Consider the following 17,820-nt stretch of genomic DNA (forward strand, 5'->3'; position numbering starts at 1 on the left):
CCACCCCCCAGGTCATGCGTTCGACAGGGGGTAGAAGTCATGCCGGACCCGGAGGCCAGGAGCCCCGTTTCAGGGCCACGGAAAAGGTAACGGGGTAGTCGGGCACCAGGTCGTCCGGATCGCCGACCCGGGTCGGCGTGCCGTCGCAACGCTGTACGACCGCGCTCGGGCCGTCCGGTCCGGGAAGGACGCACAGGTAGATGCCGACCGGGTCCTTGGTGTCGCGGTTGCGCACCGGTTGTCCCGCACGTGGCGCGGGCAACGTGTCGATCACCAACCGGCGCACCGGTACGACGAATTCGATTCCGCTTCGGGTTCGCACCCATGCCTGTCGACCGTCGACGGCCGTCAGTTCGCCTTCGCGCCCGGTGGGCCCGCGCACGTCCTCGTGCACCAGCGCCCCGAGGTAGCGATATGCCAGGACTCGCCCGGCCATCCTGTCCGCTTCGGTGGTCTCCTCCATGCGCACGACGTCACCCGCCCTCGCCGCATGGGGCCAACACCGTGCGGGCCGCGTCACCGACGGCGGCATCCACCAAGTGCCGCACGGAGCAGGCGACTTCCAGCCCCTGCCGGGTCCGCAGCACGGCCAGGAGACCCTCGACTTCGCGAAGGCGGCCGACGGTTCCCCGATACGGATCGCGGAACAACTTGCCGTAATGGCGCACTCCCCATCGCGCGATCCGGACCAAGGTCCAGTCCACCGCGCCGGTCACGGCAGCCGAGCGTGCGGTGTCGGTCGTGAACATGCCTCTTGCCTCCGGTTGTCGTCAGTACGGCTTCGGCCACGGCATCGGCAACTCGCTCTGCTCGCCGTTTCGCAGTTGGGGCAACGACCTTGAAGCGTCGCCCAGTTCGAAGTCCTCGCGAGGCTTGATGTCCTCGCGTTCACCACCGGGGTAGAGGCGGTAGACGCGCATGGTCATCCGGCTCTCGCCCTCTCGCACACCCATGGGTCTCTCCTGACAATGAGGTACTGATCTCACGTTTGGCCTGCCCCGCGCCCGTCGACGGCGTGACAATCAGTCAACTGAATTTCACTCTTCGTCGGTACCGCGATGGGGATCGCACGCGGTTTAACGGGTTTAAGCCCAGAATTCAGGGAGCCATGGCAAACGCACGTACACCGAACACGGCCCTCGTGGACGTGATCGCCCAGTCGGGCTGGACGTACGACCGGCTCGCGCGTGCAGTGCGGGCGATTGCGGCCGAGAACGGCGAAGTTCTGCACACCAACAAGTCAGCCATTGCGCATTGGACATCCGGTGTGCAGCCGGGCAACAGAACTCGGCGATACCTTGCGGAAGCGCTGTCCAGACGCATTGGGCGGACGGTCACCCTGGTCGAGATCGGACTTGCGCAGGCCGAGGACTCTCACCCGCTTATGGTCGATCCGATCACGGCTGCCGCAGATCTCGGCCGTGCGGGGATGCGGCGGGACAGTTTCCTCAGCGTGGCGGCGTTCACGGTTGGCTCGATCGGCGCGCCGCTGTCCTACGACCACGATGCCGTGTCGCGCATGCTGCGGGCCCGCCGACCAGGCACCACAATCGGCGCCGAGGAGGTTGCCACCATCCGGCACGTCACCGCTGCACTCGGTGCCGCAGACGAACGTCATGGCGGAGGCCATGGCCTGACCACGGTGATGGCTTACCTTGCCGATACCGCCGCCCCGCTGTTGTCCGGGCGGTTCCCCTCCGAGGTCGTGCGGCGCGACGCCTTCGGAGCGGTTGCCGAACTCGCCTATCTCGCGGGCTGGAAATTTCACGACCTTGGCAGCGAGGGAGCCGCGCAACGCTACTACCTCACTGCCTATCAGCTCGCCCATGAGGCGGACCCGCTCGGTCACAGTGCGTGGATGCTGCGCGTACTGGCACATCAAGCACTTCATCTCGAGCACGCCGATTACTGCCTGGAACTGACGGATGAGGCACTGCGGCGGGCATCGGGGCGCGTTGGCGGGGGCATGGAGGCCGTCCTGTGGGTAACGCGCGCGCGTGCCTGTGCCGCCTCCGGCCGACCCACCGAGGCCGCGCGGGCGCTCCTTCACGCGGCCGACGCCGTAGCCCGCACAGACGAGCCGACTCCGTCCTACGCCACGGCAACCGGCCCGGCTTCGGGCACCGTAGCCAGTCAAACTGCGAGGACCCTCAGGGACCTGGGTGATCACCGCAACACGGAACGGCACTACCGAGCCGCCCTGTCCGAGCGCGATCCAGAGGCTTTCCGCCGCATTCACGCCCTCACCTTCGTCGATCTGGGGGTCTCGCTCGCCTCACAGGTCCGAGCGGATGAGGCCGTCGCCACGTGGGGCGAGGCGATGGACCACCTCGGTGGCGTCGCATCATCAAGGCATCGCGAAGCGGTCGCAGCCATGCGGCGTACCCTCACGACCTATAAGCGGCGACGAGTTCCAGGCGCAGCCAACCTCGACGAACGTGCGCGGGGTCTGCTCGCCATGTGATCGGTTCGACGCCGACGTCACGAGGAAGGAGGCGCACGTGCCTGACGAGTTCCGCCGTGAGCCGCATCTGATGGTCATGCTCGCCGTCTCGGTCATCGTGCATGATCGGGCGAACAAGCGAGTCGTACTCCTGCGTCGGGACAACAAAAAGGCGTTCGCGCCCGGGATGTGGAGTCTGCCCAGCGGCAAAGGAGCGCCCGGGGAACCCATCACGCACACGGCCGTTCGCGAACTCCGTGAAGAGACAGGCCTGGAGGTCAAACCGCAGGCGTTGCGTCTTGCCCATGTGACGCACAGCGCGGACAGCCCGGAGGCGCCGGAGGGGTTCGTCGTGCTGGTCTTCGCTGCGGAGGAGTGGGACGGCGAAGCGGTCAACGCCGAGCCGGGCAAGCACTCGGCCGTGGCCTGGGTCGACACCGACGACCTGCCGGCCGACTTCGTTCCGTCGACCCTGCACGCGTTGGAGCGGTACCTCGCGGGTGAGCGCCCCGAGGTGGCCATCGACGGGTGGGACGGCACATGAAGCCGTTCGCTTGCCCGCTCCCGCAAGCCGACCGGCCGACCCGCACCCCGCGCGCCGCCGCCCCACACCGCACCCGCGCCGGACCGGTTGCCGTGTCGGCCGCGTAGCGGACGGGCGTCCCGGCGCGGAGCGAGCGGCCCGACCCCGGCTGCGGAGCAGACGTGCGACCGGCCCCGGAGACCTCGCCGGCTCATGCGACCCGCCCGACTGACCCCTCGACCCCTCTCCCCGGCTCGATTCGAGAACCCTTGCCACTCATATACATGTAGGCTACATTTATTAGCGAAGCTAACTAAGCAAGAACAGGCTCGCGGCGCAACGCGCAACAGCGCGCGTCGAACAAAGAGTGCGGAGGTCTCGCATGCGGTCCCTTTCCGACGGCGGGCAGACCCGGGGCAATACCCAGGCCGAGCACACCCCCGAAAACACCCCCGAGCACGCCCCCGAAAACACCCCCGAACACGCCCCCGAGCAAGGTCGCATCCTCAAACAACCGATGGCCGTGTGGGCCACCGCGTTCGCGGCCGTGGTCGCGTTCATGGGGATCGGCCTGGTCGATCCGATCCTGCCCTCGATCGCCAAGGGGCTGGACGCGTCCCCGAGCCAGGTGTCGCTGCTGTTCACCAGCTACTTTCTGATCACCGCCGTGGCCATGCTGGTCACCGGCTTCGTCTCCAGCCGAATCGGTGGCCGACGTACGCTCCTGCTCGGCCTCGCCCTCGTCGTGCTCTTCGCCGGACTCGCCGGCACCTCCGGATCCGTCGGCGAACTGGTCGGCTTCCGAGCCGGCTGGGGCCTGGGCAACGCGCTGTTCGTGTCCACCTCGCTGGCCGTGATCGTCGGCGCCGCGAGCGGTGGTTCGTCCGCCGCGATCCTGCTCTACGAATCGGCGCTCGGCCTCGGCATGGCATGCGGCCCGCTGCTGGGCGCGGTGCTCGGCGACGCCAGTTGGCGCTACCCGTTCTACGGCACCGCCGCGCTGATGGCGATCGGCTTCGCGCTGATCGTCGCCCTACTCCGGGAACAACCCAGGCCCGCCCGCAAGGTCGGCCTGCTCGACCCGCTCAAGGCGCTCGGCCACAAGGGCCTCGCGACCACCGCCGCAGGCGCGTTCTTCTACAACTACGGCTTCTTCACCGTGCTCGCGTTCACCCCGTTCGTGCTGAACATGAGCCCCTACCGCAGCGGCGCGGTGTTCTTCGGCTGGGGCGTCCTGCTCGCCGTCTGCTCGGTCCTGGTCGCCCCTCGACTCCAGGCCCGGTTCGGCTCCGCGAACGTGGCCGCCGTGAGCCTGCTCCTGTTCGCCGTCGACCTCGGCGTGCTCGCGTACGGGTCGAAGGCCGTCATTGTGACCGGTGTCATCGTTTCGGGAGCCTTCATCGGTATCAATAACACCGTGTTCACCGAGATGGCGCTCGAAGTCTCGGACTCGCCGCGACCCGTGGCGAGCGCGGGGTACAACTTCGTCCGCTGGTTCGCCGCCGCGGCCGCGCCGTTCCTGGCGCCGAAGCTGGAGGAGCACTTCAACGTGCACGTGCCGTTCCTGGTCGCCGGCGTGACCTGCCTGGTCGCCGCCGCGGTGCTGTTCGGCGCACGCCGCACGCTGGCCGCGGTCGACCACCACGACACCGCGGCGGTGCGTGCGCCACAGCCGGTCCCGGCAGCCGCCTGACCCGGCCACAACCCGACTCGGCCGAGCGAGTACAAATAGTTCGATATCCATAAAATCTGCGGAAAAGGAAGTGCACGACATGTACGAGCGGATTCTGGTCGCGGTGGACTCCACGCCCGAGGCCGACGAAGTCCTGGCGCACACCGCTCGACTGGCGACCGCCGGCGGCGCCGCCGTCCGCGTCCTGCACGTACAGACCCTGGACGTGGTGGACGGCGGCGGAGTGGGCGGCGTCGTCGAGGACGAGACCGCCGACGCGGCGGTCAAGGTGGTCACCACCGCCGTCGACACGCTCAAGGCGGCCGGCGTGACCAACGTCGAGGGCTGGACCGAGGAAACCGTTCGCGGCGACGTGCCCAACGCGGTCCTGGACCAGGCCCGCGCGTTCGACGCCGACCTGCTCGTGCTCGGCGCCCGCCGACACGGCGGCGTGGCGAGCCTGTTCCTGGGCAGCGTCAGCGACGCGGTCGCCCACCGCTCGGCGTGCCCGGTCCTACTGATCCCGTAATCCACCCACCCGAGAAGCACGCCCGAAAAGCGCACGCACACCCGGAAAGCACCCGGAAAGCGCACGTGCCCGCACCCGAAAAGGCCGCCGGCCCCCGAGGAATCTCCCCCACGAGACCCCCGTGGCCGGCGGCCCCGAACACACCAACCCGCCCCTCAACCCAGCGGCACCGCACGCCGGTTCGGATCACGCAGGTCCGTTCCCGCGCGCAGCCACTTCTCCTGGAGCGCCTCCGCGCCCTGGGCCCGCTTCCAGGCGGCCTCGGCCGGAGTCATCGGCAGCAGCGGGAAGAAGCGGACCGCGTCGGCGGGTTCGGGCAGCGGCAGGTCGGCCAACAGGCCGCCGGGCTCGGCGACCAGCACCGCGTGGAAGCCGGCGCCGTCCCACAGCGGGCCGCCCAGGTCGAGCGACGCGCCGGGCGCGATCACCAGGCCCTCCACCTGCGGGGTCGCGCCCAGCACGGCCAACGGCCGCAACACCGAGTCGTGCCCGCCGCGCACCGAGAGCACCAACTCGGCCCGCGGGCCCGCGATCGGATCGGCCAGCACCGCCGCCGGATCGGCCATCGGGGCCCGGGACATGCCCAGCGTCGCGTACCGGACCACGCCGCCCGCGTCGGGACCGAAGCGCAGCACCTCGATGCGATCCGCGCCGACGAAGGTGACCCCGGCTCGGCCGGTCGGCTCGCCGAACGCGGCCGTCAGATGCGCCTCGACCTGCGGGGTGGGGTCGACCGGCTCGGGTCCCGGCGTGAAGTCGAACATGCCCGCATGCTAATTCGCCGTCAGGAGCCTTTCGCATACCGGCCATTGCAGCCGGCGCCCTGGTGTACTCTACGTAGTCGGCCCGAGGATGTGGACATCCTCGCGCGCCATCGGATGACGGACTCGCCCTCGCCTCGACCCACCCGGTCGACGAGCGGAGGCTTTCCCCCAGCGGGGACCGGCCGTGGGAGGTGATCGTGGTGCATACCAGCACACCGTGCAGTACCGGCGGCTCACCCGATCTTCCCCGATCCAGTCGCACGCCCCGCCCTTTCTGAGGGTTTCCGAGACTTTCGCCGAGTACCGGCCGGCGCATCACGACCCGGTGCCCGATCTCCGAATTTCCTCCGTGACGGGGCGTCAGGATCTTTTGCCGTTCTTTCGGTGATTCGTTCCGCTTGCCCGTGTCGACGCTCCCCGCGGCCTTCCCGCCGCGGCGTGGCGGCGTCGGCGCGTGCCGGTCAGTGCAGGAGACCCGTCATGTCGATGATCCGCGACCTCCGCGCCGCAGTCCGCCCGTACCGCCGCACCCCCCTGCCGTCCACCACGCCCGTGACGACCGGGAACTGTGTGGTGGATTGCGCCGTGTACCGCGACGGCCGGCGCCTGGACGGGTACGCGAACCCCGACTCGGCCATCCACGAGGTGCGCACCGGCGGCGGCTTCGTCTGGATCGGCCTGCACGAGCCCAGCGCGCTCGAACTGTCCGGTATCGCCGAGCGGTTCGGGCTGCACCCGCTCGCCGTCGAGGACGCCGTGCACGCGCACCAGCGGCCCAAGCTGGAGCGCTACGACGACACCCTGTTCGCGGTGTTCAAGACGGTGACCTACGTCGAGCACGAGCAGCTCTCCGCGACCAGCGAGATCGTCGAGACCGGCGAGATCATGGTCTTCCTCGGCAACGACTTCGTGGTCACCGTGCGGCACGGCCGGCACGGCGCGCTCGCCGACCTGCGTTGTCGGCTGGAGGACGGCGGCGAACTGCTCGCCGCCGGGCCCTCGGCGGTGCTGCACGCCGTCGCCGACCGGGTGGTGGACACCTACCTCGACGTCGCCCAGCTCATCCAGGACGACATCGACCAGGTCGAGAACGACGTGTTCGGCGGCGGCGGTGCGGGCGACGCGGGTCGGATCTACCAGCTCAAGCGCGAACTGCTCGAACTCAAGCGCGCCGTCGCACCGTTGGCCCGCCCGCTGCACGCGCTGGCCGAGCGCCCGATGCGCCAGGTGCACCCGGACATCCGCGAGTACTTCCGCGACGTCGAGGACCACCTGTCGCGCGTCGGCGAGCAGGTGGCCTCGTTCGACGAACTGCTGACCTCGATCCTGCAGGCCAATCTCGCGCAGGTGACCGTCGCGCAGAACGAGGACATGCGCAAGATCTCCGCGTGGGTGGCGATCTTCGCGGTGCCCACGATGCTGGCCGGCGTGTACGGAATGAACTTCGAGCACATGCCGGAACTGAAGTGGCGGTACGGCTACCCGATGACGCTGTCGGTGATCGTCGTCGTGTGCACGCTCATGCACCGGGGCTTCCGCCGCAACGGGTGGTTGTAACGCGCACGTACGCGCCGCACGTACGCGCCGCACGCACACACCGCCCGCATACGCCGCCCGCGCCGCATGTACACACCGCCCGCACACGTACATCGGCCGCGCGCGGACGCGGCGGCCACGCGCGTCCGTCCGGGAGGCCACCCGGACGGACGCACCTCTACAGGTCGAGCCGGCCCACCAGATTGCGGGCCCGCTCGGCCAGGTCCGGACGCACCACCACGTCGTAGCGGGAGGCCACGATCTGGCTCGTGGAGACGAAGTCCCGGCGCCCGCCCAGGGCCTTGTATCCCAGCCAGCCGAACAGCGCGCCCGCCGCGATGCCCCAGACCAGGCCCATCAGCACCAGCCAGAGCCACCCGTGCGCGCGGACCGCGAAGATGCCCAGGAACAGTCCGATCATCAGACCGAACCACGCGCCGCTGGCCGCGCCGGACGCCGCCGCCTTGCCCGCGGTGAGCCGGCCGAGCACGTTCTCGACCATCCGCAGGTCGGCGCCGACGATCGCGGTGTTCTCCACCGGGAACTCGTTGTCGGAGAGGTAGTCGACCGCACGCTGGGCACCCGCGTAGTTCGTGTACGACGCGATCACCTGGCCGGTGTTGGCGAGGTCGGGGCCGGGCGCGCCGGCGCCCGGGGGAAGGTTCTGCTGACCGAACATGGGTGTGCCGCCTCGCATCGATGCCGGGTGGTTGTTCGACCCGATGCGTGTACCCACCGGATTGGTCACAACACGTGACCAATCCGGCGAAAACCGATCAACCCGACAACACCTCGTGCACCGCGTCGGCCACCGCGTCCGGGCGGTCCAGCATCACGAAGTGCGCGGAGTCGTCCAGCACGTCGCAGCGCCCGCGCGGGGACAGGTTCGCCAGCGTGCGCAGCGCGCGCACCCAGCGGGCCCGCGCAGCCAGACTCTCGTAGCCGCCGGCGGCGGCCAGCACCCGCAGCGGCACGTCCGGCAGCGGTGCGACCCGGCGCAGGTCGGCGAGCTCGGCGGCGACGTCGAAGTAGGTGGCGTTCTCGGTCAGCGCGGTCGCGAAGAACCGGCCCGATCCGTAACTGCCGCGCACCCAGCGCGCGTCCGCCACGTCGCGATGCCGGCGCGACTGGGTGAACAGGATCGACCGGCGCGCGGCGGGGCCGATCGCCCGGGCCAGCCCACTGACCCGCATCGCTCCCCCGGCCATCCGCGCGGCCCGTACCCGGGCCCGGCGGGCGGGTCGAGACCTGGGCTTGTCCTCGTTGCTCGGGTCCACCAGCACGAGTCCGGCGATGCGCTCGGGAAACAGCCGCGCGAAGCCCTCGACGTGGAACGCGCCGAGCGAGTGGGCGAGCAGGACGTACGGACCGGGCAGCGCGAGCGCGTCGGCCAGCGCGGCGATCCGCTCGGCCTCGCCCACCAGGGTGGGCGGTCGCGGGTCCGGCTCGGAGTAGCCCAGGCCCGGCCGGTCGAACCGCACCACCATGCAGTCGGCGGTGAGCAGCGGCACCACCGGATCCCAGTCGAACCACGCGCCGCCGAGCCCGCTGGTGGCGATCACCACCGGTCCGGTGCCCTCACGCACCACGTGCACGGCGGTCCCGTCGATCCGGACGAATGTGCCGGGCGGTACCGGTACCGGGCGTCTCGCGGCCATGGTGGGCTCCCCGATCACTGGCGGTTACACGTTTCGCCATCATCGGTCGCCACCCGACCCCCGCCCCGCAACGACGCGACCACTACGCCGACCGAGCCGATACCGGACCCGGTTGGTCGCACGCGCCGTTCTCCGTCGCCGACTGGGCACGCGTCGCGGCCCGCCCCGAGGATTCGCGGGCGGGCTGCGACGGCACCCGAGCCTCAGCCCTTGAGCTTGTAGTCCTCCAGCAGGCGCCGCCCGATGATCATCTTCTGGATCTCGGCCGTACCTTCGCCGATCAGCAACATCGGGGCCTCGCGGTAGAGGCGCTCGATTTCGAACTCGCGCGAGAACCCGTACCCGCCGTGGATCCGGAACGCGTCCTCGACGACTTCCTTGCAGTACTCGGAGGCCAGGTACTTGGCCATCCCCGCCTCGAGGTCGTTGCGCTCGCCCGCGTCCTTCTTGCGTGCCGCGTTGACCATCATCGTGTGCGCGGCCTCGACCTTGGTCGCCATCTCGGCCAGCTTGAACTGGATCGCCTGGTGGCCGGTCAGCGGCTTGCCGAAGGTCTCCCGCTGCTGCGCGTACCGGATGCCCAGCTCGAACGCGCGATGTGCGACCCCGCAGCCGCGCGCGGCCACGTTCACCCGGCCCACCTCGACGCCGTCCATCATCTGGTAGAAGCCCTTGCCGGGCACCCCACCCAGGATCCGGTCGGCCGGCACGCGACAGTTGTCGAGCACCATCTCGGTGGTGTCGACGCCCTTGTAGCCCATCTTGTCGATCTTGCCGGGGATGGTCAGGCCCGGACGGGTCTCGCCGAAGCCGGACTCCTTGTCGATCAGGAACGTGGTCATGTTCCGGTAGACCGACTCCTCGCCCAGCTCGGTCTTGGTGAGCACCGCGACCAGGTTGGCGCTGCCGCCGTTGGTGAGCCACATCTTCTGGCCATTGAGCACGTAGAACTCGCCGTCCGGCACCGCCTTGGTGCGGATCGCCGAGACGTCCGACCCGCAGTGCGGCTCGGACATCGAGAACGCGCCGCGGATCTCGCCCTCGGCCATCTTCGGCAGGTAGTAGGCCTTCTGCTCGTCCGTGCCGTGCTGCTTGATCATGTACGCGACGATGAAGTGCGTGTTGATGATGCCGGACACGCTCATCCAGCCGCGCGCGATCTCCTCGACCACGAGCGCGTAGGTCAGCAGCGACTCGCCGAGGCCGCCGTACTCCTCCGGGATCATCAGACCGAACAGGCCCATGGCCTTCATGCCCTCGACGATCTCCGCCGGATACTCGTCCCGGTGTTCAAGCTCCGTGGCGACCGGAATGATCTCCTTGTCCACGAAGGTGCGCACGGTGGCGAGGATCTCCCGCTGGACATCGGTGAGTCCGTCGGTCTGTGCGAGGCGGCCCATGGGCGGCGCTCCTTCCGTCTGCGCATGTCCGGGCCCCACCACCGGGGTCCCGGCCACGCTTCTGGTTGAGAGAGTTACCGGGGAGTATCCACGAGCGCGGCGGGTCGCGACAGAGGGGGTCCGTAACGCGGGCACGTCGATTTCGAACGGTCTGTCGGACGGGTGCCCCGGACAGCACCCTCACCCGTGCCCCGACGATTACCGCCGGTCAGACCCGCACTCCGGCGCGCCACACCCCGCGCACCAGCGGCACCCCGGGCCGGTAGGCCAGGTGTACGTGCGAGGGCGCGTCGAGTTCGACCACGTCGGCGCGCGCACCCGCACGCAGTACGCCCACATCCTCGCGGCGCAGCGCGCGGGCGCCGCCGGCCGTCGCCGCGTACAGCGCCTGGTCCGGCGTCATGCCCATGTCGCGGACCGCGAGCGCCACGCAGAACGGCATCGAGGTGGTGTAGCTCGATCCGGGGTTGCAGTCGGTGGACAGCGCGACGTCGACGCCGGCGGCGAACAGCCGGCGGGCGTCGGGGTAGACCGCGCGGGTGGAGAACTCGGCGCCCGGGAGCAGCGTGGCGACCGTGTCGCCACCGGCCAGCGCGTCCACGTCGGCGTCGGTGAGGTGGGTGCAGTGGTCGGCCGAGGCCGCGCCGAGTTCCACCGCGAGCTGTACGCCGGGCCCGTGTCCGAGCTGGTTGGCGTGCACGCGCGGGATCAGGCCCCGGGCGGCGCCGGCCTTCAGGATCGCCCGGGCCTGGTCGCCGTCGAACGCGCCGCGTTCGCAGAACACGTCCACCCAGCGGGCGTGCGGGGCGCACGCGTCGAGCATCGGGCCGGTGACCAGGTCGACGTAGCCGGCCACGTCGTCCGCGTACTCCGGCGCGACGATGTGCGCGCCCAGGTAGGTGGTCTCGGGGGTGAACGCGGACGCGATCCGCAGCGCGCGTTCCTCGTCCGCGACGGTGAGGCCGTAGCCGGACTTGATCTCGATCGTGGTGGTGCCCTGGCGGGCCGCCTCCTCGATCAGCCGCGCGGCGTTCGCGGCGAGGTGTTCGTCGCTCGCGGCGCGGGTGGCGGCCACCGTGGTGCGGATGCCGCCCGCCCGGTAGGCCTGTCCGGACATCCGCGCGTCGAACTCGGCGGTGCGGTCGCCCGCGAACACCAGGTGCGCGTGCGAGTCGACGAAGCCGGGATGCACCGCGCGTCCCTCGGCATCGTGGCGGGTGTCGGCGTCCGGGGCACCCGCGGCGGCCCCCACCCACGTGACCCGGTCGCCGTCGAGCACGAGAGCCGCGTCCTGGATCAGGCCGAGCGGGCCGGTGCCGAGGTCGGGGTCGTTGGTGACCAGCGAGCCGATGTTGGTGATCAGGGTGGTGGCCACGCGCGAGTGGTCCCTTCCGGTTCGAGGGGGAGCGGCCGCTCCGGGCGGAACGGCCGCGGATCAGCCGAACAGGCCGTGGATGGCCGTGCCCAACGCCTGCGGCACCGCCTCCACGAGCTGATGCACGCCGTCGCGGACGATGGTGCGTCCGCCGACCATGACGTGCGTGACGTCGCTCGCGGTGGCCGCGAACACCGCCGCCTCGGTGGCCAGCCGCGGGACGGTGCCCGCCAGTCGGACCGAGTCCAGGCCGATCGTGGTCAGGTCGGCGAGGGCGCCCGGTTCGATCCGGCCGGCGTCCGGCCAACCGAGCGCGCGGTGGCCGGTGCCGGTGGCGTACGCGAGCAGCGCGGCGGAGGTGAAGTGGCCGCGCCGGCCGGTGCGCAGCCGCTCGTCGAGTTCGACCGCGCGGGCCTCCTCGAACAGGTCGATCACCGCCTGGCTGTCGCTGCCCAGGGACAGCGGCACACCGGCCCGGGCCAGCTCGCCGGCCGGGCCGATGCCGTCGGCGAGGTCGCGTTCGGTGGTCGGGCAGAAGCACACGCCGGCTTCGGCCCGGGCCAGCGCGGCGATGTCGGCGTCGGTGAGGTGGGTCGCGTGCACCGCCGTCGCGTTCGCGCTCCAGAAGCCGTGCGCGTCCAGCAGCCCGGTGGGGGTTAGCCCGTGGTGCGCGACGCACGCCGCGTTCTCGGCGGGCTGTTCGGACAGGTGCACGTGCACCGGGACACCCTCGGTACGCGCGGCCCAGGTCGCGTAGCCGTCCTTGGTGTCGAACGCCCGGACCGAGTGGATGGCCGCGCCGATCCGGGTGTTGTCGTCGCCGCGCAGCGCGCCCCAGCGCTCGTACCAGGCGTCCGAGCTGCCGTCGCCGAATCGGCGCTGCACGCCTTCCAGCGGCCGGTAGCCGTCGGCGGTGAGGCCGCCGTGCAGGTAGCAGGTGTCCAGCAGGGTGATCCGGACGCCGGCCTCGCGGGCCGCCTCGATCAGCGCGTGGCCCATCGCGTTGGGGTCGTCGTACGGCGTGCCGTCCGGACCGTGGTGCAGGTAGTGGAACTCGCCGACGGAGGTGATCCCGGCGAGCGCCATCTCCGCGTACACCGCGCGCGCGAGCGCGAGGTAGCTGTCCGGGTCCAGCCGGCCGGCCGCCTGGTACATCTGGTCGCGCCAGGTCCAGAACGTGCCGGTGCCGGTCTGGGTGCGTCCGCGCAGTGCCCGGTGGAAGGCGTGCGAGTGGACGTTGGCCAGGCCCGGGATGGTCAACCCGGGCAGCACGCAGGCGCCGCCCGGCGCCGGGCGGTCGGGGGTGACCGATGCGATCCGGCCGTCCTCGACCACGAGCAGCGCGTCGCGTTCGATCCCGGTGCGGGTCTGCACCAGTTCACACCAGTACTCGCTCACCCGAGGTCCTCGCTGATCAGGTCGGTCACCACGTCGGCGAGCGCCGTGACGCCCGCAAGGCAGTCCACCATCTCGGCGCTCTCCGCCGGCGAGTGCGACACGCCGGTCGGGTTGCGGACGAACAACATCGCGGTGGGCAGGCGCGCGGACAGGATGCCCGCGTCGTGTCCGGCGCCGGTGGGCAGGATCGGCGCACCTCCGAGGTGCTTGGCGATCCGGTCGCGCAGCGGGCCCTCGAACTCGACGACCGGGGTGAAGGACTCGCGGGTGACCTGTACGCCGACCCCGTCCCGGTCGCCACGCTCGCCGGCGGTCCGGATGATCTCCGCGACCAGGTCGTCCAGCGTGCGCTCGTCGGCGGCCCGCGAGTCGAGCCAGCCGCGCACCTCGGAAGCGATCGCGTTGGCCGCGCCGGGCCGCGCGTCGACCTTGCCGAAGGTGGCCAGCGCACCGGCGAGGTGGGCCTTCTTGCGGGCCGCGAGCACGGTGTTGGCGTAGGTCAGCATCGGGTCGTGCCGGTCCTCCAGGCGGGTGGTGCCCGCGTGGTTGGCCTCGCCTCGGAAGTCGAACCGCCAGCGTCCGTGCGGCCAGATCGCCGAGGCCACGCCCACCGCGCGGTCGCGGTGCACCAGGTCGCGGCCCTGCTCGACGTGCAGTTCGACGAACGCGCGGATGCGGCCCAGCCGCTCCGGGTCGGCGCCGATCCCGGCCGGGTCGACACCGGCGCGCTCCATCGCGTCGCCCAGGAAGACGCCGTCGGCGTCCTTCAGCGCACGTGCCTGATCCGGCGTCAGCACCCCGGCGGACAACCGGGATCCGACACACGCGACGTTGAACCGGGCGCCCTCCTCGTCGGCGAAGTTGACGATGCCCAGCGGCCGCTCCGGGTCGGCGCCGCGCTCGCGCAGCAGGTCGAGCGCGGCGAACGAGGAGACCACGCCGAGCGGTCCGTCGTAGGCGCCGCCGTCCGGCACCGAGTCCAGGTGGCTGCCGATCACGATCGCGTCGGCGCCGGGCGCGGTCCACGCCCACTGGTTGCCGTTGCGGTCCTCCTCGTAGATCAGGTTCCGGCTCTGGGCCTGTTCGCGGAACCAGGCGCGGCACTCGGTGTCCGCGTCGGTCCACGCGTACCGGCGGTAGCCGCCGGTCGTGGCGCGACCCACCGGAAGCAGGTCGCGCCACATCGCCTCGAAGCCGGTGCTCACGCGTCGCCTTCCCGCATCGGCACCCGCACACCGCGCTCGTCGGCGACGTCGACGGCGTGGTCGTAACCCGCGTCCACGTGCCGGATCACGCCCATGCCGGGGTCGTTGGTGAGCACCCGGCGGATCTTCTCGCCCGCCAGCGGCGTGCCGTCCGCGACGGTGACCTGGCCGGCGTGGATCGAGCGGCCGATGCCGACCCCGCCGCCGTGGTGGATGGACACCCACGAGGCGCCGGAAGCCACGTTGACCATCGCGTTCAGCAGCGGCCAGTCGGCGATCGCGTCGGAGCCGTCGAGCATGCCCTCGGTCTCCCGGTACGGGCTGGCCACCGAGCCGCAGTCCAGGTGGTCGCGGCCGATCACGATCGGTGCGGCCAACTCGCCCGAGGCGACCATGTCGTTGAACCGCTCGCCGGCCTTGTCCCGCTCGCCGTAGCCCAGCCAGCAGATCCGTGCGGGCAGGCCCTGGAAGTGCACCTTCTCCTGGGCGAGCTTGATCCAGCGGGCCAGCGACTCGTTCTCCGGGAACAGGTCGAGCACGGCCTTGTCGGTCTTGGCGATGTCGCGCGCGTCCCCGGAGAGCGCGGCCCAGCGGAACGGGCCCTTGCCCTCGCAGAACAGCGGCCGGATGTACGCCGGGACGAAGCCGGGGAAGTCGAACGCGCGGGTGTAGCCCGCCAGTTGCGCTTCGCCGCGGATCGAGTTGCCGTAGTCGAAGACCTCGGCGCCCTTGTCCTGGAAGCCGACCATCGCCTCGACGTGGCGGGCCATCGACTCGCGCGCGCGGTCGGTGAACTCGGCGGGCTTGGTGCGCGCGTACTCGGCCATGTCCTCGAACGCGACGCCGACCGGCAGGTAGGCGAGCGGGTCGTGGGCCGAGGTCTGGTCGGTGACGATGTCGATCGGGGCGTCCATCGCGAGAAGCTGCGGGACCAGTTCGGCGGCGTTGCCCAGCAGGCCGATGGACAGCGGCCGGCGGGCGTCGCGCGCCTCGACCGCGAGTTGCAACGCGGCGTCCAGCGTCTCGACCCGGGTGTCGCAGTAGCCGTGCTCGATCCGGCGGTCGATCCGCGAGGGGTCGCAGTCGATACAGATGACCACGCCGCCGTTCATGGTCACCGCCAGCGGCTGCGCGCCGCCCATGCCGCCGAGGCCGGCGGTCAGTGTGATGGTGCCTTCGAGGGTGCCGCCGAAGCGCTTGGCCGCGACCGCGGCGAAGGTCTCGTAGGTGCCCTGGAGGATGCCCTGGGTGCCGATGTAGATCCACGAGCCGGCGGTCATCTGGCCGTACATGGTCAGTCCGGCCGACTCCAGCCGGCGGAACTCCTCCCAGTTGGCCCAGTCGGGCACCAGGTTGGAGTTGGCGATCAGCACGCGCGGGGCCCACTCGTGGGTCTGCATCACGCCGACCGGACGGCCGGACTGCACGAGCAGCGTCTCGTCCTGCTTCAGCGTGGTCAGCGTGCGGGTGATCGCCTCGAACGAGCGCCAGTCGCGCGCCGCCTTGCCGGTGCCGCCGTAGACGACCAGCTTGTCCGGGTGCTCGGCGACCTCGGGGTCGAGGTTGTTCAGCAACATCCGCAGGGCGCCCTCCTGCTGCCAGCCGCGGGTGGTGAGCGTGCTCCCGCGTGGTGCGCGAACCTCGCGCGGTCCTGCGGTGTGGTCCGACATGGCGGCGCCCCTTCTGTCCCTGTGCACGATTTCTGTATGAAAACATTCAGTAGCTTCGAGAGTGAATCTATCTGTTCTGCAAGGCGTCGCCAAGAGAGCCGGCCCAGCGGGTGCTGTGGGCAGCGCGACATCGAGGGACTTGACCCATTCGGTGCCATTTCATGCGGTCGGCGGTCGGCGCGGACCGGCGCCGGGTAGCCGGTCGGCATGGATCTGCAGGAGGTGCTCTGGGCGATCACCGCACTGGGCGCGTTCGTCGCGTTCGCGGGCCTGGTGATGCTGGTGCGCGGTCGAGGGCGCGAGCCGGGCGTGGTGGCCCTGGTGGTGATGATCGGCGCGCTGCTGTGCACCGGCGGCTTCCTGCTCAGCATCCCGCGCTACGCGGAGACCGCGCTGATCGCCGGCGGCGCGGCGCTCGTCGGCGTACTGGCCATGCTCGGCGCCATCTCGATCATGCCGGCGCACCGCGGCCACCCCGGCGTGTGAGCCCACCCGACGCCGCGCGACACCCGGACGTGGCGCGACACCCGACCCCGGCACCGCACCCGGTCACGGCAAATCAGCCCGTCCGGCGTTCGAGGACAAGCCGGCCGCAGGCCCGGCCGCCGCCGCCGCGAGGCTCACACGTCGAACAGCCCACGCTCCCCGGCCTGCTTCTCGAACTCCTCCAGTCGAGCCTGCGCCCGCGCAGGCTCGATATCGCACATCGCCTGGAGCAGGATCTGCCCCATCAGGATCGGTGCCCCGTACGAGTCGAAGACCAACTGCGAGCCGACGCCCGCGATCAGCACCGCGTCGGACAGCTCCGCCGCCGGCGCGAACGGACTGTCGGTGACGGTGACGATACGCAGGCCCAGGTCGCGCGCGACCCGCAGGCCCTCGCCCAACTCCCGCGGATAGCGCGGCAGCGCGAAGCACAGCAGACCGGTGGCGCCCGCCGCGCGGGCCTGGTCGAGCCGGTCCACCAGGAGCGAGCCGCCCTCGTCCAGCACCCGCACCTCGGGCAGCACCTTGGCCGCGAAGTAGCCGAAGCCGCGCGCCGGCGCCATCCCGGTCCGCAGACCCAGCACCACCAGCGGGCGCGAGGGCGCGAGCAGCGCGGCGGCGCGGGCGATCGGGCCCGGGTCGGCGAGTTGCTCGGCGAGCCGGGTCAGGTTGGCGATCTCGGCGTGCACGGCGCCGACGTACTCGTTGCGGTCCACCTCGGCGGAGGACTCGGCCGTGGTCGGCAGCCCGAGTTCGCGCAGGTGTCGGCGCAGTGCCGGGTAGCCGTCGAAGCCGAGTGCGACCGCGAACCGGGTCACCGAGGGCTGGCTGACCCCGGCGAGCTGGGCCACCTCGACGCTGGAGAGGAACACCGCCTCACCCGCGTGCCGGACCAGGCAGTGGGCGATCCGGCGCTGGGTGGGGGTGAGCCGGTGGCGCTCGAAGAGGGCGAGCAGGCGGGCGGAAGGGCTCGCGTCGTCGTCGGCCACCGACATGTCTCCTCGTTGCTGGGTCGTCGCCGTTGCCGGCGCGTCGCTCGGGCGCGCCCACCGGGTGCGGCGGGCCTGCTGCGGACGCTGCGGGAAGGGGGGGGGGGGGGGGGGGGGGGGGGGGGGGGGGGGGGGGAAACCCCCCCCCCCCCCCCCACCCCTCGGCCCTCAA

18 protein-coding genes are annotated in these 17,820 nt (G+C 71.1%); 6 read left to right on the top strand and 12 right to left on the bottom strand.

The window, feature by feature from the left end; genetic code table 11:
• Positions 1-37: 37 nt before the first annotated feature.
• The 3 genes from ACZ4FV_RS48565 to ACZ4FV_RS48575 are packed head-to-tail and all read right to left on the bottom strand — an operon-like array spanning position 38 to position 953.
• The gene (locus ACZ4FV_RS48565; RefSeq protein ID WP_465327643.1) at positions 38-463 is read right to left on the bottom strand and encodes a hypothetical protein; all 426 of its coding nucleotides are present in this window, start codon (positions 461-463) and stop codon (positions 38-40) included.
• A 10-nt stretch (positions 464-473) separates the two neighbouring features.
• A complete protein-coding gene (locus tag ACZ4FV_RS48570; RefSeq protein WP_402230434.1) occupies positions 474-749 on the bottom strand; it encodes a hypothetical protein in 276 nt (91 codons plus the stop codon).
• A gap of 21 nt (positions 750-770) precedes the next feature.
• Entirely contained in the window at positions 771-953 is a 183-nt protein-coding gene (locus ACZ4FV_RS48575; protein WP_402230432.1) for a hypothetical protein, read from the bottom strand.
• Between the two features lie 155 nt (positions 954-1,108).
• On the opposite strand from ACZ4FV_RS48575, the gene ACZ4FV_RS48580 reads away from it, so the two are divergent.
• From ACZ4FV_RS48580 to ACZ4FV_RS48595, 4 genes are all read left to right on the top strand, one after another.
• Positions 1,109-2,464, top strand: coding sequence for a tetratricopeptide repeat protein (locus ACZ4FV_RS48580; RefSeq protein WP_402230430.1), 1,356 nt, complete (start codon positions 1,109-1,111; stop codon positions 2,462-2,464).
• A 37-nt stretch (positions 2,465-2,501) separates the two neighbouring features.
• Positions 2,502-2,987: an NUDIX domain-containing protein gene (locus ACZ4FV_RS48585; RefSeq protein ID WP_465327645.1), complete on the top strand. Its 486-nt coding sequence runs from the start codon at positions 2,502-2,504 to the stop codon at positions 2,985-2,987.
• A 496-nt stretch (positions 2,988-3,483) separates the two neighbouring features.
• Entirely contained in the window at positions 3,484-4,659 is a 1,176-nt protein-coding gene (locus tag ACZ4FV_RS48590; protein WP_465327650.1) for an MFS transporter, read from the top strand.
• 79 nt (positions 4,660-4,738) lie between these two features.
• A complete protein-coding gene (locus tag ACZ4FV_RS48595; protein WP_395866356.1) occupies positions 4,739-5,167 on the top strand; it encodes a universal stress protein in 429 nt (142 codons plus the stop codon).
• Between the two features lie 155 nt (positions 5,168-5,322).
• Here the strand turns inward: ACZ4FV_RS48595 and ACZ4FV_RS48600 are convergent, their stop codons facing one another.
• Positions 5,323-5,931: a suppressor of fused domain protein gene (locus ACZ4FV_RS48600; RefSeq protein WP_395866358.1), complete on the bottom strand. Its 609-nt coding sequence runs from the start codon at positions 5,929-5,931 to the stop codon at positions 5,323-5,325.
• Positions 5,932-6,411: 480 nt separating this feature from the next.
• Between ACZ4FV_RS48600 and corA the strand changes: the two genes are divergently transcribed.
• Positions 6,412-7,488, top strand: a complete 1,077-nt coding sequence (corA, locus tag ACZ4FV_RS48605) for a magnesium/cobalt transporter CorA (RefSeq protein ID WP_395866360.1) — start codon at positions 6,412-6,414, stop codon at positions 7,486-7,488.
• A 157-nt stretch (positions 7,489-7,645) separates the two neighbouring features.
• Here the strand turns inward: corA and ACZ4FV_RS48610 are convergent, their stop codons facing one another.
• The 7 genes from ACZ4FV_RS48610 to hutU form a co-directional block, all read right to left on the bottom strand.
• On the bottom strand, positions 7,646-8,146 hold the full coding sequence (locus ACZ4FV_RS48610; protein ID WP_395866362.1) for a YflT domain-containing protein: 501 nt from the start codon (positions 8,144-8,146) through the stop codon (positions 7,646-7,648).
• Positions 8,147-8,243: 97 nt separating this feature from the next.
• Positions 8,244-9,125, bottom strand: a complete 882-nt coding sequence (locus tag ACZ4FV_RS48615) for an alpha/beta fold hydrolase (protein ID WP_465327647.1) — start codon at positions 9,123-9,125, stop codon at positions 8,244-8,246.
• Positions 9,126-9,328: 203 nt separating this feature from the next.
• The gene (locus ACZ4FV_RS48620) at positions 9,329-10,525 is read right to left on the bottom strand and encodes an acyl-CoA dehydrogenase family protein (RefSeq protein ID WP_402230422.1); all 1,197 of its coding nucleotides are present in this window, start codon (positions 10,523-10,525) and stop codon (positions 9,329-9,331) included.
• Positions 10,526-10,733: 208 nt separating this feature from the next.
• Positions 10,734-11,900: an imidazolonepropionase gene (hutI, locus tag ACZ4FV_RS48625; RefSeq protein ID WP_395866368.1), complete on the bottom strand. Its 1,167-nt coding sequence runs from the start codon at positions 11,898-11,900 to the stop codon at positions 10,734-10,736.
• Between the two features lie 60 nt (positions 11,901-11,960).
• Entirely contained in the window at positions 11,961-13,298 is a 1,338-nt protein-coding gene (locus tag ACZ4FV_RS48630) for a formimidoylglutamate deiminase (RefSeq protein ID WP_395866370.1), read from the bottom strand.
• Positions 13,295-14,482, bottom strand: a complete 1,188-nt coding sequence (locus ACZ4FV_RS48635) for an allantoate amidohydrolase (protein ID WP_465327652.1) — start codon at positions 14,480-14,482, stop codon at positions 13,295-13,297. The genes ACZ4FV_RS48630 and ACZ4FV_RS48635 overlap by 4 nt, the downstream gene beginning before the upstream one ends.
• A 17-nt stretch (positions 14,483-14,499) precedes the next feature.
• Positions 14,500-16,173 (bottom strand): urocanate hydratase, encoded by a 1,674-nt coding sequence (gene hutU / locus ACZ4FV_RS48640; protein ID WP_402230414.1) that lies wholly within the window; start codon positions 16,171-16,173, stop codon positions 14,500-14,502.
• A gap of 207 nt (positions 16,174-16,380) precedes the next feature.
• Here hutU and ACZ4FV_RS48645 point away from each other — a divergent pair, with 207 nt between their 5' ends.
• On the top strand, positions 16,381-16,659 hold the full coding sequence (locus ACZ4FV_RS48645) for a hypothetical protein (RefSeq protein ID WP_395866373.1): 279 nt from the start codon (positions 16,381-16,383) through the stop codon (positions 16,657-16,659).
• Positions 16,660-16,793: 134 nt separating this feature from the next.
• Here the strand turns inward: ACZ4FV_RS48645 and ACZ4FV_RS48650 are convergent, their stop codons facing one another.
• Positions 16,794-17,654, bottom strand: coding sequence for a MurR/RpiR family transcriptional regulator (locus ACZ4FV_RS48650; protein WP_395866375.1), 861 nt, complete (start codon positions 17,652-17,654; stop codon positions 16,794-16,796).
• Between the last annotated feature and the right edge of the window lie 166 nt (positions 17,655-17,820).

The organism is Embleya sp. NPDC025285 (assembly GCF_055558835.1).